General features: G+C 33.8%; 23 protein-coding genes. 12 read left to right on the forward strand and 11 right to left on the reverse strand.

Translation table 11 applies throughout. From position 1 onward, the window contains the following. Positions 1-41 precede the first annotated feature (41 nt). The 3 genes from AAFU52_RS13875 to pruA form a co-directional block, all read right to left on the reverse strand. Complete coding sequence (locus AAFU52_RS13875) at positions 42-509, reverse strand: GNAT family N-acetyltransferase (RefSeq protein WP_438422329.1); 468 nt, start codon at positions 507-509, stop codon at positions 42-44. Positions 510-564: 55 nt separating this feature from the next. Then, a complete protein-coding gene (locus tag AAFU52_RS13880) occupies positions 565-1,674 on the reverse strand; it encodes an FAD-dependent monooxygenase (protein WP_438422330.1) in 1,110 nt (369 codons plus the stop codon). 104 nt (positions 1,675-1,778) lie between these two features. Further along, positions 1,779-3,407 (reverse strand): L-glutamate gamma-semialdehyde dehydrogenase, encoded by a 1,629-nt coding sequence (gene pruA, locus AAFU52_RS13885; protein ID WP_024772815.1) that lies wholly within the window; start codon positions 3,405-3,407, stop codon positions 1,779-1,781. Positions 3,408-3,719: 312 nt separating this feature from the next. Here pruA and AAFU52_RS13890 point away from each other — a divergent pair, with 312 nt between their 5' ends. Both AAFU52_RS13890 and AAFU52_RS13895 read left to right on the forward strand, forming a co-directional pair. Then, the gene (locus tag AAFU52_RS13890) at positions 3,720-4,436 is read left to right on the forward strand and encodes an NRDE family protein (RefSeq protein ID WP_438422331.1); all 717 of its coding nucleotides are present in this window, start codon (positions 3,720-3,722) and stop codon (positions 4,434-4,436) included. 25 nt (positions 4,437-4,461) lie between these two features. After that, a complete protein-coding gene (locus AAFU52_RS13895; RefSeq protein ID WP_024772813.1) occupies positions 4,462-5,454 on the forward strand; it encodes a DUF6695 family protein in 993 nt (330 codons plus the stop codon). On the opposite strand, the gene apaG is transcribed toward AAFU52_RS13895, so the two are convergent. The 4 genes from apaG to AAFU52_RS13915 form a co-directional block, all read right to left on the reverse strand. Then, positions 5,447-5,833 carry a Co2+/Mg2+ efflux protein ApaG gene (apaG, locus tag AAFU52_RS13900; protein ID WP_024772812.1) on the reverse strand — a complete coding sequence of 129 codons (387 nt, stop codon included), beginning with the start codon at positions 5,831-5,833 and terminating at the stop codon, positions 5,447-5,449. The genes AAFU52_RS13895 and apaG overlap by 8 nt on opposite strands. Before the next feature lies 1 nt (position 5,834). Continuing rightward, entirely contained in the window at positions 5,835-6,989 is a 1,155-nt protein-coding gene (locus tag AAFU52_RS13905; RefSeq protein WP_024772811.1) for a DUF3667 domain-containing protein, read from the reverse strand. Between the two features lie 189 nt (positions 6,990-7,178). Then, positions 7,179-11,066: a PQQ-dependent sugar dehydrogenase gene (locus tag AAFU52_RS13910; RefSeq protein WP_438422332.1), complete on the reverse strand. Its 3,888-nt coding sequence runs from the start codon at positions 11,064-11,066 to the stop codon at positions 7,179-7,181. Between the two features lie 353 nt (positions 11,067-11,419). Beyond that, a complete protein-coding gene (locus tag AAFU52_RS13915; protein WP_438422333.1) occupies positions 11,420-12,691 on the reverse strand; it encodes a type IX secretion system plug protein domain-containing protein in 1,272 nt (423 codons plus the stop codon). Positions 12,692-12,878: 187 nt separating this feature from the next. On the opposite strand from AAFU52_RS13915, the gene AAFU52_RS13920 reads away from it, so the two are divergent. From AAFU52_RS13920 to AAFU52_RS13955, 8 genes are all read left to right on the forward strand, one after another. After that, positions 12,879-14,234, forward strand: coding sequence for a Na(+)-translocating NADH-quinone reductase subunit A (locus AAFU52_RS13920; RefSeq protein WP_438422334.1), 1,356 nt, complete (start codon positions 12,879-12,881; stop codon positions 14,232-14,234). A gap of 4 nt (positions 14,235-14,238) precedes the next feature. Continuing rightward, positions 14,239-15,465: an NADH:ubiquinone reductase (Na(+)-transporting) subunit B gene (locus AAFU52_RS13925; protein WP_438422335.1), complete on the forward strand. Its 1,227-nt coding sequence runs from the start codon at positions 14,239-14,241 to the stop codon at positions 15,463-15,465. Between the two features lie 2 nt (positions 15,466-15,467). After that, the gene (locus tag AAFU52_RS13930) at positions 15,468-16,223 is read left to right on the forward strand and encodes a Na(+)-translocating NADH-quinone reductase subunit C (protein ID WP_106793136.1); all 756 of its coding nucleotides are present in this window, start codon (positions 15,468-15,470) and stop codon (positions 16,221-16,223) included. Between the two features lie 3 nt (positions 16,224-16,226). Then, positions 16,227-16,919, forward strand: a complete 693-nt coding sequence (locus AAFU52_RS13935) for an NADH:ubiquinone reductase (Na(+)-transporting) subunit D (RefSeq protein ID WP_051473916.1) — start codon at positions 16,227-16,229, stop codon at positions 16,917-16,919. Positions 16,920-16,930: 11 nt separating this feature from the next. Continuing rightward, complete coding sequence (gene nqrE, locus AAFU52_RS13940; protein ID WP_024772804.1) at positions 16,931-17,644, forward strand: NADH:ubiquinone reductase (Na(+)-transporting) subunit E; 714 nt, start codon at positions 16,931-16,933, stop codon at positions 17,642-17,644. Position 17,645: 1 nt separating this feature from the next. Continuing rightward, positions 17,646-18,953, forward strand: coding sequence for an NADH:ubiquinone reductase (Na(+)-transporting) subunit F (gene nqrF, locus AAFU52_RS13945; protein WP_438422336.1), 1,308 nt, complete (start codon positions 17,646-17,648; stop codon positions 18,951-18,953). Positions 18,954-19,081: 128 nt separating this feature from the next. Further along, positions 19,082-19,792, forward strand: a complete 711-nt coding sequence (locus AAFU52_RS13950) for an NADase-type glycan-binding domain-containing protein (protein WP_438422337.1) — start codon at positions 19,082-19,084, stop codon at positions 19,790-19,792. Between the two features lie 16 nt (positions 19,793-19,808). Further along, positions 19,809-20,687 carry a DUF4846 domain-containing protein gene (locus AAFU52_RS13955; protein ID WP_438422338.1) on the forward strand — a complete coding sequence of 293 codons (879 nt, stop codon included), beginning with the start codon at positions 19,809-19,811 and terminating at the stop codon, positions 20,685-20,687. 425 nt (positions 20,688-21,112) lie between these two features. On the opposite strand, the gene AAFU52_RS13960 is transcribed toward AAFU52_RS13955, so the two are convergent. Genes AAFU52_RS13960 through AAFU52_RS13970 form a run of 3 tightly spaced genes read right to left on the reverse strand, consistent with a single transcriptional unit; the run spans position 21,113 to position 24,082 of the window. Further along, positions 21,113-21,856 carry a LytR/AlgR family response regulator transcription factor gene (locus AAFU52_RS13960; RefSeq protein WP_438422339.1) on the reverse strand — a complete coding sequence of 248 codons (744 nt, stop codon included), beginning with the start codon at positions 21,854-21,856 and terminating at the stop codon, positions 21,113-21,115. A 2-nt stretch (positions 21,857-21,858) separates the two neighbouring features. Further along, positions 21,859-23,586 (reverse strand): tetratricopeptide repeat-containing sensor histidine kinase, encoded by a 1,728-nt coding sequence (locus AAFU52_RS13965; RefSeq protein WP_438422340.1) that lies wholly within the window; start codon positions 23,584-23,586, stop codon positions 21,859-21,861. A gap of 1 nt (position 23,587) precedes the next feature. After that, positions 23,588-24,082 (reverse strand): hypothetical protein, encoded by a 495-nt coding sequence (locus tag AAFU52_RS13970; RefSeq protein WP_438422341.1) that lies wholly within the window; start codon positions 24,080-24,082, stop codon positions 23,588-23,590. Between the two features lie 242 nt (positions 24,083-24,324). Between AAFU52_RS13970 and AAFU52_RS13975 the strand changes: the two genes are divergently transcribed. Next, positions 24,325-24,702 carry a Na(+)-translocating NADH-quinone reductase subunit F gene (locus tag AAFU52_RS13975; RefSeq protein ID WP_438422342.1) on the forward strand — a complete coding sequence of 126 codons (378 nt, stop codon included), beginning with the start codon at positions 24,325-24,327 and terminating at the stop codon, positions 24,700-24,702. 4 nt (positions 24,703-24,706) lie between these two features. Next, on the forward strand, positions 24,707-25,702 hold the full coding sequence (locus AAFU52_RS13980; RefSeq protein ID WP_438422343.1) for an FAD:protein FMN transferase: 996 nt from the start codon (positions 24,707-24,709) through the stop codon (positions 25,700-25,702). Between the two features lie 3 nt (positions 25,703-25,705). Here the strand turns inward: AAFU52_RS13980 and AAFU52_RS13985 are convergent, their stop codons facing one another. Beyond that, positions 25,706-26,473, reverse strand: coding sequence for a class I SAM-dependent methyltransferase (locus AAFU52_RS13985; protein ID WP_438422344.1), 768 nt, complete (start codon positions 26,471-26,473; stop codon positions 25,706-25,708). Positions 26,474-26,476 lie beyond the last annotated feature (3 nt).

A 26,476-nucleotide genomic window follows, 5' to 3' on the forward strand; every position in this document is an offset into this window, starting at 1 on the left:
AATCCTTTAGAAAACAGAATTAGAGCTTGCAGAGAGATATTTTAATCTAAATCATTTAGGTTTACTCTCATCTCAATAAGGTGCTTTTTGAAACCAACTTTTTCATAAGCTCGTATAGCTCTTGGATTTTGATCATAAACTGTAAGGCGTATTTCTTCTAGATTTTTACTTGCAAACCAATCACATATGTATTTTATGATTTTCTGGCTAACACCTTTTCCTCGATGTTGATCTTTTACATACATAAAACCGATATAGCCCAATTGTTTTTGTTTGAAGAAGTTTTTTCGGTCACGTATTTGTCCGTAGCCGCTTCCAACAATTTCTCCTTCAATCTCAGCAACAACAACCTCTGTGTGATCAGATAAGACATAATCCTTAACACTATAATAGCTTATTTTTTTATCCTGTATCAATGTAGGATCCATTGGGCGTTCTGCTTCAATAATTTTTTGTTCAAAGTCTAGAAGGATAGATAGATCTTTTATTGTAGCGGGTCTTATGGTCATACCAGATTATGATGTTTTTTTGTTTAGAGGAAAAAGATACATGTATTATTTAAATCTACCAATTAGGGGTTTTGGTAAGAGGCCTGTAATCTTCGGTCCAGTTTTTTTCTCCTACTTTTTTTAATCCTACTTTGGCAATCCAATAGGGTAATTTAGAGAGTTTTTCGCGTTTTTGATTACGAGCTCTGGTCCAATCTATACGATTAATCCTGTTTTTTGAAAATGTAGAAGCCATGGTATTCCAATCTTCGTTTTTAAGTAAACCAGATAATACAACAGCATCTTCTAGAGCAAGAGCACCACCTTGTGCCATAAATGGAGGCATTCCGTGGGCTGCATCTCCTATAAGAACGACTCTACCACTGCCCATAACCGGTAATTGCGGAAGCTCTTCTAAATCATTCCAATAAGCTTCATTGGGATCCCATGTGTTAAGAATTTCGGGAACCGGAGAAGTAAATTTTTTAAAAGGCTCCATATATTGTTTTTTGTCATATGTTTTAAAACCTTTTGCTTTTCTATTTACATAACAATATGCAGAATCTTTATCGGTAGGGATGATTAGAAATTGCCCTGCTGAGCTTATAAATAAGGTCCATGAATTAATGTCTTTTGGTTTTTTAATCATAAACCGACACACCTGTGCAGTTACTTTTCTTAGAGGGATATCTCCCAAAACTAAATTTCTGGCCCTAGAATACAATCCATCTGCTCCTATAACCAAGTCATATTCTTCTTTAGAGCCATCTGATAGTTCTATTCCAATAGATTGTGGATTTGTTTTTAGATTCTTAATAGTGGTGTTAAAAACAATGTCAATATTATTTATTCCATTAATAAGAATGTCATGAAGTACTTTTCTTTTTATACCCAGGCATGGTTTTTCTCTTCCCCATATTTTTTCAAGATCTAAATCAAGTATCGTTTCTGCTTTGGCACTCTTTATATTGCGATAATCTATAATAAACCCTTTCTCTCTTGCAATAGTTCCCAATCCTATTTTATCCAACGCAACAACTCCATTAGAAGGTAAATATAATCCAGTTCCAGATATTTGCCATTCGGATTGTTTTTCAATTAACTTGATCTGATACCCTTGGTTTTGAAGCATCCTTGCGGTTGCAAGACCAGCAATACCTCCTCCGGTGATTAATATTTTCTTCATATTAAGTTGGTGTGTGATTTGGAGTAAATTTAAATGTTTTAAGTGGTATGCCCAAACAAAAAAAAGTGCCATTTGGCACTTTTTTTATATGTAATTTGTTGAGATTATTCTCCCAAAAAAGGATATCTGTAATCTGCTGGAGAAACAAATGTTTCCTTGATCATGCGTGGTGATACCCAACGTAATAAGTTAAGGTATGAACCTGCTTTATCATTAGTACCAGAAGCTCTGGCTCCACCAAATGGCTGTTGCCCTACAACAGCTCCAGTACATTTATCATTAATGTAGAAATTACCCGCACAGTTTTCTAATGCTTTAGTTGCTTCTGCGGCAGCATAACGATCTGTAGAGAATATAGCTCCAGTTAATGCGTATTCACTGGTTCCATCAACCAGTTCTAATGTTTCACCCCATTTATTGTCTTCATAAACATATATTGTAATAACAGGACCAAATAATTCTGTACACATTGTAGTGTATTTTGGATCTTTAGCTACTATTACAGTTGGCTCAATAAAATATCCTTTGGATTTATCGTACCCACCACCAGCTATAATTTCTGCATCTGCATCATTTTTTACCTGATCAATATATTTAGTTAATTTGTCGAAAGACCCTTCATGTATCACTGCAGTAATGAAGTTACTCATATCTTCTGGCGATCCCATTTTGAAAGACTTGACATCTTCTTTCAGGTATTTTTCTACATCTGCCCATAGACTCTTTGGTATATAAGCTCTGGATGCTGCGCTACATTTTTGTCCCTGAAACTCAAACGCTCCACGAGAAATACCAGTAGCAACTTGTTTCGCATTTGCACTAGGGTGTGCCATGATAAAATCTTTACCACCAGTTTCTCCTACAATTCTTGGATATGTTTTGTAGTTATGAATATTGGTACCGATTTTTGCCCAAATATCTTTAAATACATGTGTACTTCCTGTAAAATGTATTCCTGCAAAATCAGGACTTGCTAAAACAGTATCTGTAATCATAACAGGATCTCCATATACTACATTGATTACACCATCAGGTACACCTGCTTCTTTAAATATATCTACGATAACTTTTGCAGAATAGATCTGACTGTCACTTGGTTTCCATACTACAGTATTTCCCATCAGTGCAGCACTAGCGGGTAGGTTTCCTGCAATTGCTGTAAAATTAAAAGGAGTAATTGCATATACAAAACCTTCTAATGGGCGATACTCTAATCTGTTCCAGGCTCCAGAAGTAGAATCTGGTTGATCCTCATAGATTTGAGTCATATATTCTACGTTAAAACGTAAAAAATCGATAAACTCACATGCTGCATCAATTTCTGCCTGAAATATATTTTTAGACTGCGCAAGCATAGTAGCTGCGTTGATTTTTGCACGGTATGGTCCGGCAATAAGTTCTGCAGCTCTTAAAAATACGGCAGCACGTTGTTCCCATGCTAAATCAGCCCATTTTTTGCGAGCTTCAAGTGCAGTATCAATTGCTTTTTGAATGTGTTGTTTTTCTGCCTTGTGATACGTTCCTAAGATATGTTGATGATCGTGTGGAGGCGCCATTGTAGAAGTATCTCCTGTTCTTATCTCTTCACCATTAATATATAAAGGTACGTCTACAGTAGTGTTGTACATTGCTGCATAAGTTGCCAGAACTTCTTCTCTTTCCGGTGTTCCGGGAGCGTAGGACTTTATTGGCTCATTTAATGCAGTAGGAACTTGAAAAAAACCTTTTCCCATGATGTAATGTGTTAATTTAAATTAGTAAGATGTATTTGTCTAATGAATTTGTCATTATAAGGTAGCAAAGATAGAAAATTATATAGGCTAAAATCTATTTTAACCTTTTATACCAAAAAAATCTGTAAAATGTTTGAAATCATATTTTCTCACTCATGTTTTTGTAGTTATACTTATCTTTTTTGACTACAGGTTGTTTTATAATAATTATGTGGTGTTAAACAAAAAACTGCTTCTCCATTTGATATTGTAAAGATATAGAGTATGTAATTTTTTTTGTAAGTTGTGGGATATTTAGCCGACCCAAAATTTATGTGTACAGTTACGTTAATCCCAACTCAAGAAAATAATTTTATACTAACCTCTAATCGTGATGAGGCTGTAAATCGAAAAACACTACTTCCTGAATTTTATCAGGTAAATAAAACCAGAATGCTGTTTCCTAAGGATGCTGTGGCTGGAGGTACCTGGATTGGTGTTAGTGATAAAAATACTATGATATGCTTGCTTAATGGTGGGTTCGAAATTCATGAAAGGTCGGCGTCGTATAGACAGAGTAGAGGAGTGGTCGTAAAAGATCTATTAGAAGCCGATGATTTAGAAAAAGCAATTCTGGCATATAATTGTAAAGGGGTAGAACCTTTTACGATTGTAGCTGCAAATTGGCAATCTGATCTTTTACTTTTTGAAATGGTTTGGGATGGGCAACAAAAACATCTTAGGAGATTAGAAAAAGAAACCCATATATGGTCGTCTTCTACTTTGTATACTAAAGATATGAAAGCAACACGTAAAAAGTGGTTTGCTGCTTATGAAAACCAGAATGTATTAACCCCAATGTCACTTTTGGATTTTCATAAAAACGCCGGAGTAGGCGATAAGGATATTGATCTGCAAATAGATAGAGGGTTCTTGAAAACCAGAAGCATTACTCAAATTGTAAAGAATGAAGAAGAGCTTTCTATGCGATACGAAAACCTGCAAAATAAAGAAGTAAGTACTGTTGTTTTTGAAGCTATAACAGCTTAAGAAAACTATCTAAATTTATGTAAAATTGAATTATACAGGTAAAATAATTTCACTTGCTTATCCTGATACGTTTGTAAAACACTCTGATGAGCCTTCGACTAAAGTGCTTTTAGCTTTGGGTATGGGGAAACATAGTTATATCAAAGCAGGTCATGCAGCTTTTGTTCTTATTGAAAATGAAACAGGTAGAGCAGAGTATTATGATTTTGGTAGATATATTACTCCGCCAGGGTATGGTAGGGTAAGAAGTGCGGTTACCGATGTAGAGCTAGAAATACCATTCAAAGCTACTATAACGCCTGATTCGAAGTTGAGTAATGTAGAAGAGTTTTTGCTTTGGTTAGAAGCAAATCCAGACAAAACACATGGTGACGGACGGTTAGTAGCTTCTGTGTGTGACTATATTCATTATAAAGAGGCAAGTAGCTATGTGTTGTCTGTTCAGGAAAAAGGAAGTTTGCCATATAAAGCTTTTGGAAAAGAAGGAAGTAATTGCTCCCGAATCGTTACCGATACGATTTTGGCAAGTACAGATAATGCTAAAATCAGAAAGCCGCTGTTACGTAATAAAATGTTTACACCAAGTCCTTTGGGGAATGTAGAAAAAGGAGCTGCTGGGAATCCAATTTATCAAGTAGAGCAAGGAAAGTTGAATGTGTATCCAGGATCTGTTTTTAAAGAAAACCTGACTAATTATTTTGACAAAAACATCCCCGAGACTAAGCATAATCATATTGTAAATTCAAAAGGGTTTTTGAAAAATGCTCATTTCCTTTCAGGTACCGGTAGTAGCGCATATTTTACATTAGACAAATCTTTAGAGAGTGATATATTCGAAATTAGAAGGTATACAGAATATGGTAAAGAAGATTTTAAAGGACTTTTTACTTTGGTAGAGGATGGTTTTGATATCTTAAAAAAATATAGTTTTGTATATGATTCTAATTGTAAGTACTGTCATGTAGAGCAAAACGGAAATAAAATCAGATTTGAATTAGTGAAGAGGATTGTTAGTTAAGTGCAAAAGGGGCACTTAGCTTAAAACCCGGAATCATGACTTGAAACTTTCTGGTAGATGTAAAATTAACCATATTGTAGTGCCCTTTCATAGCACCAAAAGGAGAACTAAGTAAACAGCCGCTATTATAAGTGTGAGATTCGCCAGGTTTTAAAACCGGCTTCTTGCCAATTACACCTTCACCTTCTACAATTTCAGTATTATTTAAAGCATCTTTGATTTCCCAAAAACGAGAAGTAAGTTGTACAGAGTCTTTACTTTGATTTTCTATAGTAATTCGATAACCAAAGGCAAAGTGAATCTTATAGTTCTTATAGAACGTACCTTCAAAAGTCGTATCCACCGAAATTTTTATTCCTCTGGTAATTTGCTGTACCATATCAAAATATAAACACCGATCCTATTATAGTTAATATAGAACCTATGCCTGCTAAGATAAAAAATAATACGTTCACAAGCAGAAATTTAACAATTGTTTTGACTCTTCCTTGGTTATAAAATTTCCGCATAGCTTTATATAGGTAAAATAGAAAAACAAGCATTGCAATCCCAAAAAGAGCATTAATGTTGGTGATCTTTGCAATCAAAATTGAAAAACCTATGATTATAAAAAACATGGTTTGAGTGTGAAATATGAATACCAGATGCTCCATATAGTTAAAAGGTCTTCTAATATATATGAGCCAAATGCTTAAAGCAAAAAAGGGAAGAAAGAAGAATATAATGAAGGGTAATTTATTAAATATAAATTCAAAGAATTCTTGCCCATAGTTTTCTTCTATTGATTTGGTTTTTAGTACTCTATGGTAGATGTATTTGTTAAATTGATTTCTTTCATGTTTTAGTTCTGATAGTGCTTTATAGGTGGATTTTTCTTTTGTTTTATCATAATAATCTTCATACATGGGCCATAGTTTAAAACCTCTTTTGAAAAAACCAATACTATCAATCTGTTTTTGTGAATAATAGGTGGTTTCTTTTGGTTCGGTTTGGTTGTCATTTAATAAAGGAAGCCCCTCTACTTTTAGGATTTCTTCACTAATTTTTTCTTTATCTGATTTAGAAATACCGTTAGTCGCTAATATTTGATCACTAATTTTCTGTGTTAACGAATCATCCATTTTGATGCTTTCTTTGATCTCGGTAATAGCATCTTTTCCGACATTGACTTTGCCTTCAATTTCTGATCTAAAACCATCAAAATCAATGAATAAACCGTTAATGATAAAAAAGATGATAGAGACACTAAGGTAAAACCGAAATGGGTTAGCGTATTTTACTCTTTTACCTTGAGTGTATTCTTTAGAGATTTTTCCAGGCTTAAAAAGTAATGCAACAATAGTATGCCTTAAACGAGAATCATAAGAAAAGATACTGGCAAAAAACTCATTAAAAAAATCCTTAAGAGATAATCTTTTATTGGTGTTAATTTGTCCGCAATTATGACAATATCGATCGATAACGTCTAATGGTACATTGCAATTAAGACATTCGCTGCCGCGATACTCTTTTAAGAATCTTCCCGTTTCCTTCATTTTTAGTTGATAGTAGTTTCCTTGTGAGGCTAAAAGTAATAATATTTTGTTGTAACATAAAAGTTCTGGATTATTATGATCTTTTTATGCACGAAGTTAGATGAAGAAAGTTGTTTAAAAATAAATAACCCCTGATAATTCAGGGGTTATTTATTTTTAAACAACTTTAATTAGATCAATGTGTTTTGTTTACTTTATAATGAATTTTTTAATTTGAGTTTTTGTATTTGATGTAACTGAAATAAAATATAATCCAGAAGATAAATCATTTAATTCTATTTTATTTCTGGATATTATTCCTGTTTTTACAATTTGACCAATTTTGTTGACAATTTTGAAACTTGAATTGTTGGAATCATTGGTTTTTATAATTATAAAGCTTTCTGCCGGGTTTGGATAAATTTTGAAACTAGAATTATCTAAATTTATTTTTACATCAGTATTGTTATTACCAACACAGAAATTTTTAATTTCTTCTGAGGTAAAAGAAGCGCCTGAAGCTAAAACGGTATTACTTGTAACACTTGTTAATTCATAAGATCCGTTTCCGTATGTACAGCAAAGCCCGTCACTATATGCATCCTTAATTACAAAGGTATAACAGCCTTTATCTAAAGTTTTAGTAATGTTTATAGTAGAATTACCTGCTTGTGATTCGTATGATCCTCCAGAATGTAGTACTTTATCGCTAGTATCCTTAATCTCCCAACTGGTATCTTGTGGATACCTGTCAAAAGTAATACGCAGTTTTACATCATAAGTAGAAGACGTTCCAGCAGTAGTTACATTTAGTGTACTACTTGCTGCAGATTCATTTCCTGCTGCATCTTTGGCTTTTACAGTAAACTGGTATACTGTGTTAGCGGTTAATCCAGTAATGTTTCTTGTAGTTGCTGTTACCGATCCAAGATTAGTAGCTCCTTGATATACATCATATCCTGTAACTCCTACATTATCAGTAGCAGCATTCCAAGATAGCGTAAGTGTAGTTTGAGCAACATTAGAAGCTGTTAATCCAGCAGGAGCAGAAGGAGCTTGGCTATCTGCGCCACCAGATCCACCTATCGCAACGGTGTAATCTTCTACTTCTCCATAAGAGAAAGACTCACACGGAGTTGGTATTTCATTGTATTTCATAGATACCCTCATCCTGGTGTTTCCATCTTTTGCAGTTGCAGGTACAGTAAAGCTTCCACTTACCGGAGTTGTTTGTGAAGCAGCATTAGTCCATACTTGTTCTCCTGTATCTGCAAAATCCCCATCTTGATTATAATCAATCCATACACTGTATCCTTCATTATATTTAGTTCCAGTCCAAGTAGGAGTAATGGTAATGGTATTGGCACTACCTTTAGATAGGTTCGTAGATTCAGCAGTAAAATCGTTATATCCACCACTTCCTCCGGCCGATGTTTTATTGATGGTTCCTAATTTCACATTACTGATATATTCATCTCTTATACTTTGCCCATTAGAGGCGCAGTAGTTGAGTTGTACACCCGTAGTTGTAAAATTAGTAGAGCTACTATAATTAGAATTAGTTCCATCGGCGCACTTACTTCTTACTTGTACTTCATAAGCAGTAGAAGGGGTTAATCCAGAAATGACTTTAGACGTTGCATTTTCTGCAGAAGTTGTCCATGTTGTTGTTCCTGTTTGTCTGTAGCGTAGATCATAAGTTGCACCAGCTACTGCAGTCCAACCAATAGTAGCTGTGTTAGATCCCACGGCAGAAGAAGATACTCCTGTGGGTACTGTTGCTGTGCATGAGGTGTTTGGTGAGTTGCTCCATGAAGCAGTGTTTTTAGCATTTATAGCTCCTGCTTTAGAAAAATTACCGCCTACAAATATTTCTTTAGTGTCAGAAGAGAATGCCATGGTGTTGACAATGATATCTACCCCAACGCTAGTGTTAGTTCCTAAAGCTTTCCATCCAGTATTTTCACTCCATTGAGCTATATTGTTGACAATCTTGTTGCTATTGTTATCAGAGGCAGTGGTGAAAGCTCCGGCAGCGTATAAATGAGTTCCGTCATGAAGTAATGAACGAACATTGTTGTTAACTCCATTACCCAGTTTCGACCAACTATTGGTTGCGATGTTCCATTTTGCAATTCTATTTACAGTTGTATTTCCTGCAAGAGCAAAATTTCCACCAATATAGATAGTAGTAGGGGTAGTTGTTATAGCTTCAACAAACCCACTGGTCCCATCTCCCAATGTTCCCCAATTAGATCCGTTCCATGTTGCAATTCTTTTAGCTATATTACCTCCTGCTTCATCAAAATTACCTCCTACATATAAAGTTCCATCACTCCCTATTGCTAAGGATCGAATTTCGTTATTAGTTCCTGATTTTTTATTTGTTGCATCTTCTAAAGCTGACCATTGACTACCATTCCATTTAGCAATATTTCTTGCTGTAGTCCCATTAATGGTTTTAAATACTCCACCAACAAAAACATTATTATTACTATCTGTTTCTATTGTGGCAATTGTTCCATCAATTCCAGGGCCTAAAGCAGACCATTGTGATCCATTCCATACAGCAATATTATTAGCATTAATTCCGCCAATTTTGGTAAAAACCCCACCTGCATATAGATTTCCGTTTGAGGCAATTTTTAATGTGTTGATACTGCCGTTTGCTCCACTACCCAAAGTAGACCAACCAGTGTTTTTATTCCACACAGCAATATTATTTGCACTTATATTTCCTGCTTTACTAAAATTGCCTCCGTGGTATATGTTTCCATTAGAGTCTGATGCTATTGCTTGCACAACTCCGTTAACTCCTTGGTTTAGGGCGGTCCAAGATCCGATTCCATTTACTGCAGTACCGGGAGGAGATGTATTCCCATCAGTAAGTTTATATATTTTGGCATTGCTTCCATAGCTGCTAAAATATAATTCTCCTTCTGTGTCGGCGCCAAAAGAAGAGATGTATAATCCATTGGTTTTAAATAATAATTCGCTGGATGTATTTCCTGTAGAGGGGTTATAATTTAATGCCCAAACTCTACCACTTACATAGTCGCTAAAAATATATTTTGAATTGATATCGGGATTTAGGCTAGTAATTTTGGAACCTCTATATACGTAGCCTCCAGTAATTGAAACATCACCTTGGTTATGGTTATAGTTAAATATTGGGGATTCTACCGGGCCTGAGATAATTACATTACTGTTGGCTACAGAGGTGCCTTCAAACCTACTCCATCCATAATTTTTACCATTTTTGATAAGATTAATTTCTTCAAATGCATTTTGTCCTACATCTGCTCCCCACATTCTTCCTGTAGGTTTATCAAAAGAAAATTTCCAGGTATTTCTAATTCCATAAGCATAAATTTCATCTAAACCATCAGTTCCTACAAATGGGTTGTCACTTGGGATTTCATAATTACCATTTGGTAAAATCGGATTGCTTTCTACAGGGTTGCTTCCGTCAAGATCAACATCGATACGGCAAATGCTTCCGAATACAGTATTTTTGTTTTGTCCATTGCGTTTAGGGTCATTTGCTCCACCACCATCTCCAAAAGAGATATAAAGATAAGAATCTGGGCCAAACCCTATTTTTCCTCCATTATGATTGCTGTTATCTTGATTTTTGTCAAATTGAAAGAGTATGAGTTCGCTATTGGGATCTGCAAGGTTAGGGTTGTCTGTTTTAACGGTAAAACGAGATAACACCATTCGTGTAGAAATGCCAGAAACAGGACTGTTTTTAGTATAGTACACATAAAAATAGCCGTTACTACTATAATTAGGATGAAAAGCAAAACCTAAAAGTCCTAATTCTTGACCGTTAGAGAATTGAACACGATCTGTAATGTCAAGAAAGGTGTTTACTTGCGATGAGGTTACATTTTCATTTTTTGGGAATACCTTAATTTTTCCTTTTTGTTCTACAATAAACATTCTGTCTAATCCATTGTTTATACATTGAATTTCTACGGGAAATTCAAAACTGATATTAGGAAAAATAGATTTGTAAGTAATTTGTGAATAAGTATAATCGCTAGTAAATATCGCGATTATAATAAATAGGTGAATTTTGAATAAAGTTTTCATTATGAGTGGTTTTAAGAGAGTTGTAATGATGTAAACAATAAAAAAACTGATTTTATTGTATGGTTAATTAGGTTGTGTTTAATGAACTACGTGAAATTAATGTTCAACTAAATATTTGTATAGTGAAGTATACTGGAGATGTTGTTTTGAAATATGTTGTTCTTAATAGCTGTTTTGTAGAAAGTGTAGATATAGCGCAAACAACTCTTGTAGAAATGCAAGGTTAAATTTTACTTTTGAAGAAAAGGTGGTGTGTTATGGATATAATGATTCAGAATCTGAGCAACCCCCTTAAAATTGGTGTTGTAGAATAAAAAGAAACTAAACAAACTTAAAAAATGAATGCAATTATCCTAATTTGTAATAGTAGCAGAGTTCCCAATTCCTTTTCCAATAACCCTGTCATAGCGCGCTCCGGGAGCTCTGTAATAAGGTAGTACTGTATATTCATTTTCAGTTTCATCAAAATTACCGCTAATAAAACCTGGATCTATAGTTCCGTCTGGTCTTAAGAGGACATATTTGTAATTATAAAATCCTTGTTTAAAAATGCTTTTGTTGAAGTATCCACCACTTTCTTTATCGTATTGAAGAAGTGTTGATTCATCAAGAGTATAGTTGTTGAAATTACCATAAAGATGAATTTCTCCCCCTTCCAGAGGTTCGTAGCACTCTAGTGAAAAGTGCATCCATACGTAATCTGCTTCAACATTATTATTTTCGGCATCTAGGTTTCTAATAACAAAATTACCATTGATATCGGGGTTATACGTATATCTTCGATTAGCTCTAACCCGATTAGAATATAGATAATTGTGGTAGATATCTCTTAGTTCTATGCTTCGTGTACTTACTGTAGAGGCCCTAATGTCCTTGCTGTCAAAAAATAAGTATTCATTTCCGCCCCAAAAACTAGATTCCTGATCATATTTGTACACTAGACTATTAGCAATGGTGAATTGAGGGATCAGATTAGTAATCGCATTTTTGAGATCGTTATTTTGCATCACTAAGGTTTTTACTGTTTGTCTAGGGTTTCTTAAAATTTCATTTGGTGAGTTTATTTCAAATTGAACTGATTGTTTGGTATCTATGTGTTTGAGGTCTCTGGATCTCTTTGTGTATACTTTTACTGATGTTAAAGGCTCGTAAACAATAAACTTTCTAGAGAACACCACTTCATCATCATCATCATATATTTCTATGAGATAGTTTCCGCTTACTTTAAGCCTTCTGGTATCTTCATTTGGGATACTTAAGCTATAATGACTATACATCTGTAAGGTGTTGAAAGAATTTTCGTAGGTTACAATTCTGATTTCGTCAAAACCATCCAGATATTCATTCTTGTATAAAGAAGAAGGTGTCCAATCAAAGTTATAATGACTTATTCTGTAATAATAATCAGATTCATCGCCATTAATATCATCAAAAGTAATTCTAAAAGGAGCTCCAAGTTTAAGGATAGGTATTCCAGAAAATTCTGCACCTGTAAGTAGTTGGATTGTTTTAATGTGATTGGCAGTATTGATTTCGCTTATAGGTGATTGGCCAAAAAAAAGGTTGGGAACAATAATAAGCAGTAATAGAAGCAGTAGTGATGGTTTAGGTCTTTGTGACATCATATAGAGAATTACGGGTATAAATATAAGCAAAATGTGTGCCTAAAGAATGAAGAGTGTTTTTTTTAGTTGCGAATCATTATTTAGAAGCATTATAAATAATTATCTTATAACAGAACCAGCTTTCACTTACGTGTTTTAATTAGTAAATTTGCACGATTTTTTTAGTTAATTAACATAGACTACAAATATGTCAAAAGACATTCGTATCAGAAAAGGCTTAGACATTAAACTCGTTGGCGAAGCAGAAAAAGTTACTGTAGACGCCATCAGAAGTAATGTGTACGCAATTAGGCCTGATGATTTTCACGGTATAGTGCCAAAGGTTGTTGCTAAACAAGGTACAGAAGTTAAAGCCGGCGAACCACTTTTTTATTCAAAATCTAATGAAAAAATGCTTTTTCCTTCTCCTGTCAGTGGAGAAGTAATAGAGATTGTACGTGGTGCCAAAAGAAAGATTTTAGCTTTTAAGATTCTTGGAGACAAGGAACAGAAATATGCAGACTTCGGTGTAAAGGATGTGAATTCTATGAGTGGGGATGATATTAAAACCCACCTTTTAGCATCAGGTTGCTGGCCATTTATTAAACAACGTCCGTATGATGTAATTGCTAACCCTGATGTAGCTCCAAAAGCTATTTTTATTTCAGGATATACGACTGCTCCATTGGCAGCAGATAGTGATTACATACTAGAAGGAAAAGAAAAAGAACTTCAAGCTGCAGTTACTGCTTTAAGCAAATTAACTGAAGGTAAAGTACATATTTCTGTTGGTAAAAAAGGAAACTCACCACTATCTGGCCTAGAGAATAGCATAATTCATAACGTTTCGGGACCTCATCCTGCAGGGAATGTGAGTGTGCAAATGGCCAAAATAGATCCTATCAATAAAGGAGAAACAGTTTGGGTAGTAAATCCACAAGACCTAGTAGTTATTGGGGAATTATTATTAACTGGAAAATATAATGCAGAAAGAACAATAGCTTTGGTAGGTTCTTCTGTTAAAACTCCTAAGTATTTTAAAACTAAGATTGGAGCAGAGGTGTCATCAGTAGTATACACTTCTGGAGTACATGATGAAGGAAATATTAGAGTGATTAGTGGAGATGTACTTACAGGAGAAAATGTAAAACCAGATGGTTACCTTGGATATTATCATAATACCATAACAGTTATTCCTGAAGGAGACGATTATGAACTTTTTGGATGGAATAAACCTATTTTCAATAAAATTTCACCTTCTAGAGCACTTACTTTTTCCTGGTTATTTCCTAATAAAAAGTATGAACTTACCACCAATACAAATGGTGAGCATAGAGCTTTTGTAGTTACAGGAAATTATGAAAATGTATTTCCTTTAGATATTTACCCATTGCAGTTGCTTAAGGCTTGCGCAGTAAATGATCTAGATGCAATGGAGCAGTTAGGTATGTACGAGGTTGCTCCAGAAGATTTTGCCCTAACCGAATTTGTATGTGTTTCTAAACAACCACATCAGCAAATCATAAGAGAAGGGTTAGATTTAATGTTAAAAGAAATAGGATAGTGCTATGGGATTAAAAGATAAATTACATAAACTAAAACTTAAGTATAAAGGCAAAAAAATGGCCCCTGCATTTAATGCAATCCATACATTTTTGTATTTACCTAATGAAACTACACATTCTGGATCTCATGTTCGTGGAGCAGATGATTTAAAACGTACCATGAATACGGTGATCATGGCATTATTACCATGTTTAATATTTGGAATGTTTAATGCAGGATATCAACATCATCTTGCAGCAGGAGAAATAGAAGCTGTAGCTAATGGTTTTTTTAGTGCAGGATTCTGGTCAATTGATAATCTTGTTGTTGGACTATGGAAAGTATTACCACTAGTTGTTATTTCTTACGGAGTTGGACTTGGAGTAGAATTTCTATTTGCAGTAATAAAAGGACATGAAGTAGAAGAAGGATATTTGGTTACAGGAATGCTAGTGCCATTAATTGTTCCAATAGATACTCCATTATGGATGCTTGCAGTTGCAGTGATCTTTGGAGTAGTAATTGGTAAAGAAGTATTTGGAGGAACAGGTATGAATATCCTGAATCCAGCACTTACGATAAGAGCATTTTTATTCTTCGCTTATCCAACATGGATGTCTGGAGATAAAGTATGGGTGCATGGAGCTGTAGAAAGAGCTGGCGAAATAGCTGGTGGAGCGCAGTTAGATGCAATATCTGGAGAAACTGTTCTGGGAAGTTTAGCACAAGGAAAAGAAATTTCATACTCAGTTGCTGATATGTTTTTAGGATTTATTCCTGGTTCTGTAGGTGAAACTTCTGCGGTATTGATTTTATTAGGAGGGTTATTCTTAATCTTTACCAAGATTGGAAGTTGGAGAATTATGGCAAGTGCCGTTCTTGGAGCCTTAGCTATGGGATTAATTTTTAATGGAGTTGTAAACGCAGAATGGATTAGTGAAGGAAGTAAATTCTATAGTTTAATGAGTACAGAATTCTGGCATCATCTAATTATCGGTGGTTTTGCTTTTGGAGTTGTATTTATGGCTACCGATCCGGTAACTGCATCACAAACGAATAAAGGAAAATGGATATATGGATTCTTGATTGGATTTATCTCTATATTAATCCGAGTATTCAATCCTGCATATCCAGAAGGAGTAATGCTAGCAATTCTATTAATGAACGTATTTGCTCCAACTATTGATCACTACGTGGTTCAGGGTAATATCAAGAAAAGAATGAAACGTTTAAAACTAAAAACGGCTTAATCATGGCGATGAATACAGATAAAAATTCATACACGATCATATTTGCCATTGCAATGGTAGTTGTGGTTGGTTCATTATTAGCATTTACTGCATCTTCATTGAAAGGTAGAATAGATGCTAATAAGCGTACAGAAAAACAGCAGAATATTTTGTTTGCAATGGGTATTGCAGATACAGAAGATCCTAATGAATTTGTGCCTGCAGAAAAAGCACAGGAGTTGTTCGATAAATATGTTGGTGATGAGCAATATATTATTACTGGTAGTTCTGCAGAGAAAACAAGTGACGCTTTTAGTATAGAAGTGAAAAAGGAAAATGATAAAATTAAGCAAGATGCTAATTATCAAAGAAAACTTCCTTTGTTTATAGGTAAGAAAGACGGAGAAGAGTTTTATGTGGTTCCTATGAGAGGTAACGGTCTTTGGGACGCAATTTGGGGTTATGTTTCTTTAGATAAAGAGTTTAAAACTGTAAAAGGAGCATTTTTTGATCATAAAGGAGAAACTCCTGGATTAGGTGCTAACATTAAGGAAGCTTATTTTAGAGATGATTTTATAGGAGAAAGTATATTGGATGCTTCAGGAAACTATAAAGGAATTACTGTTAAAAAAGGAAATGCAGATCCTAAAAATGTAGATAAAAGTGATAATGAAGTAGATGCCATGGCCGGAGCAACAATTACAGGTGATGGTGTTACAGCAATGGTAAAGAAAGGAATAAAGATGTATCAACCTTATTTCGAAACTTTAAAAAAATAACAGATGGCTGAAGTAACAGAAGAAAAAGTTAAAGTAAAAGAGCCTAAAGAGCCTTTGTTTTCGAAGAAAAACAAGAAATTATTAACAGACCCTCTTGCCGATAATAACCCAATTACTATTCAAGTATTAGGAATATGTTCAGCTTTGGCAATTACTGCACAATTGAAACCTTCGATTGTAATGGCAATCTCAGTAATTTTTGTTTTAGGAATTGGTAATGTAGTCATCTCTTTGATGAGAAATATTATCCCTTCAAAAATTAGAATTATTGTTCAATTGGTGGTGGTAGCAGCCTTAGTAATAGTAGTAGATCAAGTATTAAAAGCTTTTGCTTATACATTAAGTAAAGAGCTTTCTGTATTTATAGGATTGATAATTACCAACTGTATTATCATGGGACGTTTTGAAGCATTCGCTTTAGGTAATGGTCCATGGAAATCATTCTTAGACGGTGTAGGTAATGCTGCTGGTTATGGAGTGTTATTGGTTATAGTAGCTTTCTTTAGAGAGTTGTTAGGATCAGGAACATTATTTGGTGCTAAAGTATTGGGTGATCCAATCGAAAAGACCGGATTGTATGCTATAGGTTATGAAAATAATGGTTTTATGGTATTAGCACCTATGGCGTTAATTACTGTTGGAATTATTATCTGGATCCAGAGAAGTAGAAATAAAGCATTAATAGAAGATCATTAAAATAAAGAGACATGGAATATTTAGAATTATTTTTAAAATCGATCTTTATAGACAATATGGTATTCGCATTCTTCTTAGGAATGTGTTCATACCTTGCTGTATCCAAAAAAGTATCTACTGCGGTAGGACTGGGAGCTGCAGTGATATTTGTATTGGCAATTACAGTACCACTAAACTTTTTGTTAGATAAATATATTCTTAGAGAAGGCGCTTTGGTATGGTTAGGACCAGAATATGCAGATTATGACTTAAGTTTCTTAACCTTTATATTGTTTATTGCAACTATTGCTACTATGGTACAATTGGTAGAGATAGTAGTTGAGAAATTTTCACCATCCTTATATAACTCTCTGGGTATATTTTTACCATTAATTGCGGTAAACTGCGCAATTCTTGGAGGATCTTTGTTTATGCAACAAAAAGAATTTGCAACTATTTCTCATGCGGCAGTGTATGGTATAGGATCAGGAATAGGATGGTTTTTAGCTATTCTTGCTATCGCAGCGATCCGTGAAAAAATCAGATACTCTAATGTGCCAGCCCCTTTAAGAGGATTAGGAATTACATTTATTCTTACAGGATTAATGGCGATTGGCTTTATGAGCTTTGGAGGAATGTTAACAGGAGGCGAAGAAGAAGAAAAAGAGCCTAAAGCTGTTCAGGTTGAAAAAAAAGAGACTACAAAAGAAGTAGCCGAAAATACTAACGTTACAATACTTAAATAATATGATATTTTTAGCATCTACCGCTGGAACAATAGCAATAACCATTATTTCGTTTTTGGTGCTGATTCTTGTTTTAGTAGGAATCTTATTATTTGCAAAAGATAAGTTACTACCATCTGGACCTGTAAAGATCACCATTAATGGCGAAAAAGAAATTGAAGTAGCTTCAGGAGGGACATTATTATCAACTTTAGGAGCTCAGAAAATATTTTTACCATCTGCTTGTGGTGGTGGTGGGACTTGTATCCAGTGCGAATGTCACGTATTAGAAGGTGGTGGAGAAGCATTACCAACAGAGACGCCCCATTTTTCGCGAAAAGAGTTACAACATGGAGCACGTTTAGCCTGCCAGGTTAAGGTAAAGCAAGATATGAATATCGAAGTTCCAGAAGAAGTATTCGGAATTAAGAAATGGGAAGCTGAGGTTGTACGTAATTATAACGTAGCGTCCTTTATCAAAGAATTTGTAGTTCGTATTCCTGAAGATATGGGGTATAAAGCGGGAGGATATATCCAAATTGAGATTCCACAATGTGAAATTAAATATTCAGATATTGATATCACTGCTCACCCAGAAGAACATGAAACTCCTGATAAGTTTCAGGCAGAATGGGATAAATTTGGTTTATGGCCACTAGTGATGAAAAATAATGAAACTGTAGAGCGTGCTTATTCTATGGCTTCTTATCCTGCAGAAGGAAGAGAGATTATGCTTAATGTACGTATTGCTACACCGCCATGGGATCGATCTAAAAATGGATGGATGGATGTAAACCCAGGAGTTGCTTCATCTTATATCTTTGCTCAGAAGCCAGGAGATAAAGTAGTTATTTCTGGTCCTTATGGAGAATTCTTTATTAATGAATCTGATGCAGAGATGCTTTACGTTGGAGGAGGAGCAGGTATGGCACCAATGCGTTCTCACTTGTATCATCTATTCAGAACCTTACAAACTGGTCGTAAAGTAACGTATTGGTACGGAGGTCGTTCTAAACGTGAATTGTTCTACTTAGATCACTTCTATGACTTAGAAAAGAATTTCCCTAACTTTAAATTTTACCTTGCATTATCAGAACCATTAGAAGAAGATAACTGGAAAGTTAAAAGCGATATTGATGCCGAAGGAGATGGATTTGTTGGATTTATACATAATTGTGTAATCGATAACTATCTAAATCATCATGAGTCTCCAGAAGATATAGAACTATACTTCTGTGGACCACCATTAATGAATAAAGCTGTTCAAAAAATGGGAGAAGATTTTGGTATCCCAGACGAACACATTAGATTCGATGATTTTGGAGGATAAAATTTAGCATTTACTACTATTTTCCGATAATCAGGAAAATATTTAGATAATTCACTGTAAACCGGTATAATTACTTATACCGGTTTTTTTTATTTTTGGATACTAAGGTTTTTAATACAGTATTGATTATGGATAAATTAAAACACTCATTTTTATCGGTATTGGTTTCTTTTTTGATCGGTATGGTTGGTCAGTCTTTGTTTTCTCAAAACATAAAAATATCCAGAGATTCTTTGATTACTATCGTTGAATTTGATGGAGCGTTTCATAATAAATATACATTAAAACGATTGATGGTTGATACTTGTAAGGCCTCTAGTGTTTTACGAAGTAAAAATCAGGATTATTCTGAAAATAACCTTATAGATGACAATGATCATACAGCATGGGTCGAAGGTCTTTCAGGTTCTGGTATAGGAGAAAAAATTAGGATTACTTTTAAAAATAAGAGTGCTTTGCCTTATGTAATTAGAATAGTTCCGGGATATTCGAAATCTGAAGAAACTTGGTATAACAATAATAGAGTCGCCAATATTACTATCAGAACCATAGGAGTAGGAATAGATTCAGAATATATAATTGATGAATGGAAAGATGTAAGTTTCAGAAAAGATTCTTTGTCTAAAGTATCGATTTCCCCACAATATATTGATATTAGTCAAAACTATATTCAGCATATGGGGTATAACGATTTTGTGGCCATTGAATTTGAAATTATGGAAGTTGATGATGTTGGAGCAATATATAATGACACGTGTATTTCAGAAATAAGTTTTTATGAAATTGATAAACTAATCAAAGCCTATTCCTCTGATGAATATGAAAAAATAAAGAATTAGTACTAATCCTGATGTTATGAAGAAATATATAGTATCCCTAATTATAGTAATCATTTTGTTTTTGATATTGAGAAATACTTCAAAAGGTAAAATGGTAACTAATCACATAAAAGGTGCTGTAACAAGTGTAATTAAAACACCTGATCACGTTAATAGGGAAGGAGATTCTATCTCAACTCGAGTTATGATTCCAGAAGGCTATAAGAGGGTTGAATATGCGCAAGGTTCATTTCAGAGATACTTACGTCATTATCCGCTAAAACCTTATGGGAGCAAGATTATAAATTATGATGACAGCGAATATTTTGCTCAGAATTGGCACGAAGCAATTCTAGAAGTCCCGGTTCCATCAAATGGATTACAACAATGCGCAGATGCCTTGATGAGAATTCGATCAGAGTATTTGTGGGAGCGAAACAGAAAAGACGAAATTGGGTTTAATTTTACCTCGGGTCATTATTGCTCATGGAGTAAATATGCACAAGGGTATCGACCAAAAATAAATGGCAACAAAGTAACATTTCATAAAACAGCAAGTTCTAATAAAACCAAAACAAACTTCTATACATACTTAAACCTAATCTACACATATGCAGGGACATTATCGATGCATAATGAGCTAAAAAAGATATCTGTTAAAGATATACGAATTGGTGATATGCTTGTAAAACCTGGTTCCCCAGGGCATATCGAGATTGTTGTAGATGAAATTGTAAACGAAAAAGGAAATAAGATGTATCTTCTGGCTCAAGGAAATACACCAGCGCAGAATGTGTGCTTACTTAAAAATTTTGAAGATACTTCGATCTCACCATGGTATAGGTTTGACGAAAACCAACCTGTATATACACCGAGTTATTATTTTGATAAAGCACAGTTTATTAGATTTAAGTAAATAGTTATTTCCATTTTTATTAGATCATTTCTCATGAGTTATACCCAATTTAGATACACTTATGCTTTAGTTTTTAACGCTTATGGCATTGCTTTCATGAGATAGCGTATTTCTAATTAATTTTATAGTGGAAATGATAATGAAACGAGGTTAGAGAGCCAATTAAAAGAGCACAAAGAAGGAGATAGTGGTTTGAAAATGAATTATGAAGATTGGTTTTTTGCAATTAATAGCATTTGTATTTAGTTAAATAAAATTAAAACGTTCATACATTTAGTTTTTATAGAAAATATGCTGCTTCTGCTGATGGTGAAATGGGGGTTTTCCGTTATGGCAGGAGCAGCCATATTTAAGAAAAACACAAGTTATTTCTTTTTAAGCTATTGATGCGCCTTACTATTACATCTCCCTATATTACAATTCGGTTAGTTTAATATATCGTTATCCTTTATAAATAAGGCCTTATAACGTTCGCTAAATGGAATTTTGGCATCATCCATCAATATGATAAGATTGTCTTCAAAGTAGATTTCTTTAATTTTTTTAATATTGACCAAAAAATTACGATGCACTTGGGTAAAGTTTGGATTCGATAATAACTCTTTTACTTTTATTAAGGATAGCTTAATCAAAAAATTACCTTCTTCACTTATCAGATTACAATATTTTTCTTTTACCTCAATATAATGAATACATTCTATGGCTAATTTCATCACACTTTTATTCTTTTTTACAAAAATATAAGTAGGACTCAATACCGCATTTTCTGAGTTAAAACTTAGAGTATTAGATTGCTTATAGTGCTTTTCGATAGCTAGCTCTATAGAAAATAAAAGCTCTAACGTATTATAAGGTTTAAGTAAATAAGTAGCAGGTTGTGTGAGTTTAGCCAGATCAAAAAAATGTTTACTCTGTGTACTGGTCAAAAATAAAAAAGGAATATTAAGCTGTTGTTCATTAATCTGCTGTGCCAAAATAATACCATCTGGTTTCCCGTCTATCATAATGTCCAAAATGATCATGTCAAAAAAATGATCCTGTATTTTTCTTTCGGCATCCTGTATGGTTGAGGCTCTTGTAACTTCAAAATTATTATCGCCTAAAAATTCTGAAATCTCCTTAGCTTCTTCATCTTCGTCTTCTAATAATAATAGCTGTATTGTTTTCATTGCTAGTGAATTCCTTTTGGTAATACAATTTTGATCTTTGTTCCTTTACCAGGCTCGCTATCAAAAATTAATTGTCCATTATTTTTTTTAACGAGTGTATGACATAATAATAACCCAAGACCTACTCCTTTAGACCGATCAATTTTATCTGTGGTAATGTCATGTAATGAGTTAATTTTTGCTAAAATTTCGGGTGGAATACCTGCACCTGTATCTTTAATCTCAATAAAACATTCGTTCGCAGCGTAATTACCAGATGATATAGTAATCTTCCCTTCATTTTTGGTGTATTTAATAGCATTATCAAGGATATTACGAAGAACAATTTTTAAGGATTCTTTATCAACTGTAACCAAAATAGATGCATCTAATAAGGTTTTGAGTACAATTTCTTTGGTTGTTGCCAAATATTCATAATCATTTATAACATGTTCAAGAATGGGTTTTAAAGGGTATGTTTCCTGTTCAAAAAATAATTGCTCACTTTGCTCTAACGACCAGTGCAGTACATTGTTTAATAGATGACTGGTAGATTCTGTTAAGGTAATTGCAGTATCTGTAGTTTTTTTGATTCCTGAGAAATCTTTTTCAGCTATGTGATCCAGCAATTTTTCATGCTGTCGTTTCAATGCATTAACAGGAGATCGTAAATCATGTGAGACTACAGAAAACAGATAATCTTTGGTTGTGTTTGCGATATCCAGTTGTTCTTTCTGTTCTGTAATCAATTTCTTTTTACCAATTAACAATTTATAAAAATATCCCAGAATACCAATAAACAATAGTAGGAGTGAACTGCCTATAATTAGACCGTTACGTTGCGTTTTTTGCCGTTTTATTTTTTCATCTTGTAACAGTATTTCCTGCTCCTTTTGTGCAATAGCAAGTTGTTTGTCTTTTTCTGTAAGCTCCCAAATTCTATCTCTGTTCCAGATAGAATCTTTCCATTTTCCGTATTCTACGTAATAGGCAACACTTTCTTGGTATTGTTTTCTGTTTTTTTCTACTACCGCCATATTTTTGGCTGTATTTTGTTTTAGCTCGATGTCATGAAATGATTTAGCCAATTGATAGCACTCTTTAAACAAAGCGATAGCTTCCTCATCTTTATATTGACTATAATAGGCGTTTGCAAGCTCCATTTTGGTGACAATCACAAAAAAAGTATCCTTTTCTTTGATTAAGGCTAATTCTTTAGAAAAATAATGCTTTGTCTTAGTATAATCTTTTTTATGCAGGTAAGAAACACCCAGATTATGGTAAGCAGTTTTTAGTAAAAGTTCATCTTTGGTCTCTTCATCTTGATTTAACCATTTTTTATAATACTGTATAGATTGATCATAGTTCTCCAAACCCAAATAGATTCTTCCAAGTTTATGATTTTTAAGCCCTGAAAATTTAAAATCTTCAGAAATACTGTCCATGTTTTGGAGGGATTTGGTGTACAAATTTTTGCCAATTGCACTTACGCCCTGGATATAATATAAGATATCCCGCTGTTCTTGATGTTTAGTGATTTCTAATGCTTTACCAGCATAAATGTAACAAGAATCCAACTTGTGATTACGATAAAACTCTACGGCTTTACAAAAATCAATAACCAAAACCTTCTCTTTACAATAACCATCCAAATGGTTGTAAAATGAGTTGAGCTGACTGTTTTTTTGAGATTGACCATGCATAAACGTATAGCCAAGAAGTACACACCATATGATAATCGTTTTATGCATTTTATTGTCCACTCGTTACAGGAGTAGTCACTGTACCTCTATCGGTCTCAGGATCTAGATTTTTATCATGTACTACAATAGCTTCTACACTCTGTGTTCTTAGGGATGCAATTTTATAATCTATCTGAATATGATACATATTAAATTCTGAGGGGATAGGATCGGTAGAATCATATACAATATTAAAATCTCGAGAAACGACCAAACCACTTTCGGTATGTATACTGGTCTTTATGTCAGTAACTCCATTATAATTAAAGAATATGGTTTTTTCTTCATTTAAAAACAAACCACTACTGGCGTTTTTTACAGGATCTAGTTTAAGAGGTAAAAACGAAATAATATTAACGATATAGTGTCTTTCTCCTTTGGGATTGGCATATATATTCGCTAAAGATTGTTGTGGGATTTCTGCCAAAGGAATAGGTTGAGTATTTATTTTGTTACAAAAATTAATTACGAAATCTAATCCGGCCAAAGTAATTTTATTTTCCATAGGGTATGTTTATAAGGTTATCACATTAAAAAAGATAGTTTAACAGTCATGAAAAAGCTTATTAAATTATCACACTAAACATACAATAATTTCTCTGAATGCGTAAAATAATGGCTATATTTTATACTATTATTTGTGAAGAATGCATAGAAATGGTTGGACTTTTTGATGTAAGACAAAAAATAAAGATGAGTTCGGTATAATTCTGAATTATGCTTTCAAAATAATATCTTTGCCTCCCTATGACCAGAATACTTACCAGACAAGAATTACATAACCTTGCAATGAATATTGTAGGTGAAGAATTAGAAAAAAAAGGTTTCGAATTTATTGCAATTAATAGCACTCTGGGAAAACATCCGCAGTTTGTATGTGTTGATAAATCTAATCAAAGATATTTCGTGCTTGTTAAAGTAGTTTCGTATCCAGATAACCCTCATAATTATGATGTCATCTGGATGGAGTCGTTTAAAAAGCATGCGATAGAACAAGAAGCAAAAGTATTCTATGCCGGTGTTGGTTTACAAAATTCTGAAAACCCAAATAAACCGGTGTTTTTAAACGAAGAATATGTTTTAGAATATGCAGGATTACAAACAATAGAAACTCATTTGAACTAAAATTATGATTCGAAAAATAGGTATAGTTATAGTAATAGGATTGTTTGTCTCATGTAAAAAGGAGGCTAAATTACACCTTAACTACACTAATGGAAAAGCTTTTGGAACCACTTTTTCTGTTCAGTTTATAGATGATAAAGAGTATGATTTTTCAACATCATATGACAGTTTGATTGGCGTTATTAATAGATCAATGTCTACTTATATCAAGGATTCTGATATATCCAGAATTAATTCTGGTGATACTACAGTAACGATAGATGACCATTTTGAAAAAGTATTTACTACTTCTAAGAAAATATATAAAGAAACCAATGGTGCTTTTGATCCTACTATTGGGATTTTGGTAAATGCATGGGACTTTGGACCAGAAGGAAAAATTATCTCTTTAGATAGCCTTAAAATAGATAGCTTGTTGCTATCGGTTGGGTTAGATAAAGTTACACTGAAAGGAGATGCAATTGTAAAAGACGACCCTAAAACATATATCGATTTTAATGCATTGGCAAAAGGATATGGGGTAGATGTTTTTTTTGATTTTTTTGAAAGTAAAGGATTTAAAAATTACCTGGTTGAGATAGGAGGAGAGATTAGAGGTAAAGGAAGTAATGTAATTAAACAGAAACCATGGAAAATAGGAGTAGAAGATCCTAATTTTGATGATACGCAATCCTATAGTAAGGTGATTTCATTACATGATGAAGCTATGGCCACTTCTGGTGGATATAGAAAGTATAAAATTGATGAAAACGGAGAGCGATATATTCATATTTTGAATACTAAGACAGGATATCCACTAAAATCAAACCTTCTGGCGGTTTCTATCATTACCAATACCTGTATGGAAGCAGATGCATATGCAACTGCATTAATGTCGATGGGATTAGAAGACTCAAAAAAATTCTTAGAAACACATCAAGAACTCAAAGCATACTTTATTTATGAAGATCAGAATAAGGAATTAAAAACACTATCTGTAAATGGTTTTCCTGAAAAGTAAGTATTAATGCTTATAACAAACAGGAAGGATCTCACCAGGGGCAAGACAGTATTTTGTTACACATTCTTTTGATAAAATATTGGTGTAATCTATCTCATCGACCTTAAAACCAATAGACCTTAATTTTTCGAAATAATCCCGGCCATAGACCCTTACATGATCGTATTGACCAAATATTCTGGCTCGTTCTTGTGGATCTGTGATGCTGTTATCTTCAAAGGTTACATCTCTATTTAGATCCTGAGGAATTTGCAGAATGGCCATTCCTCCTGGTTTTAACACCCTGAAAATTTCTTGCATAGCAGTAGTATCATCTGGGATATGTTCTAAAACATGATTACAAAAAATAATGTCATATTCGCTATCGACAAAAGGTAAATTGCAGATATCTGCTTTTACATCTGCTAATGGAGAATTAAGATCAGTAGTAGTATAATCAAGGTGCTTTAAATTTCTAAACCTTTTATAAAATGCTTGTTCAGGAGCAAAATGTAATACTTTGGCGGGAGTAGTAAAAAATTCGGTTTCATTAGTTAGAAATAACCAGAGTAACCGATGTCGTTCTAATGATAAAGTCGAAGGAGAAAGTACATTGTCTCTTTGTTTACCATATCCATAAGGCAGAAAACGAGAAAAACTTTTACCATCAATTGGATCCGTATATGTGTTTCCTCGTAAAAATAATGATAATATTGGGCGTGCTATATAACTCAATCGAATCAATAGCGGCCTGGGGATAGTATTAAGTATAAATTTAAATAGTTTTTTCATTTT

The sequence above is a fragment of the Aquimarina macrocephali genome (assembly GCF_051627225.1).
GTDB lineage: Bacteria > Bacteroidota > Bacteroidia > Flavobacteriales > Flavobacteriaceae > Aquimarina > Aquimarina macrocephali.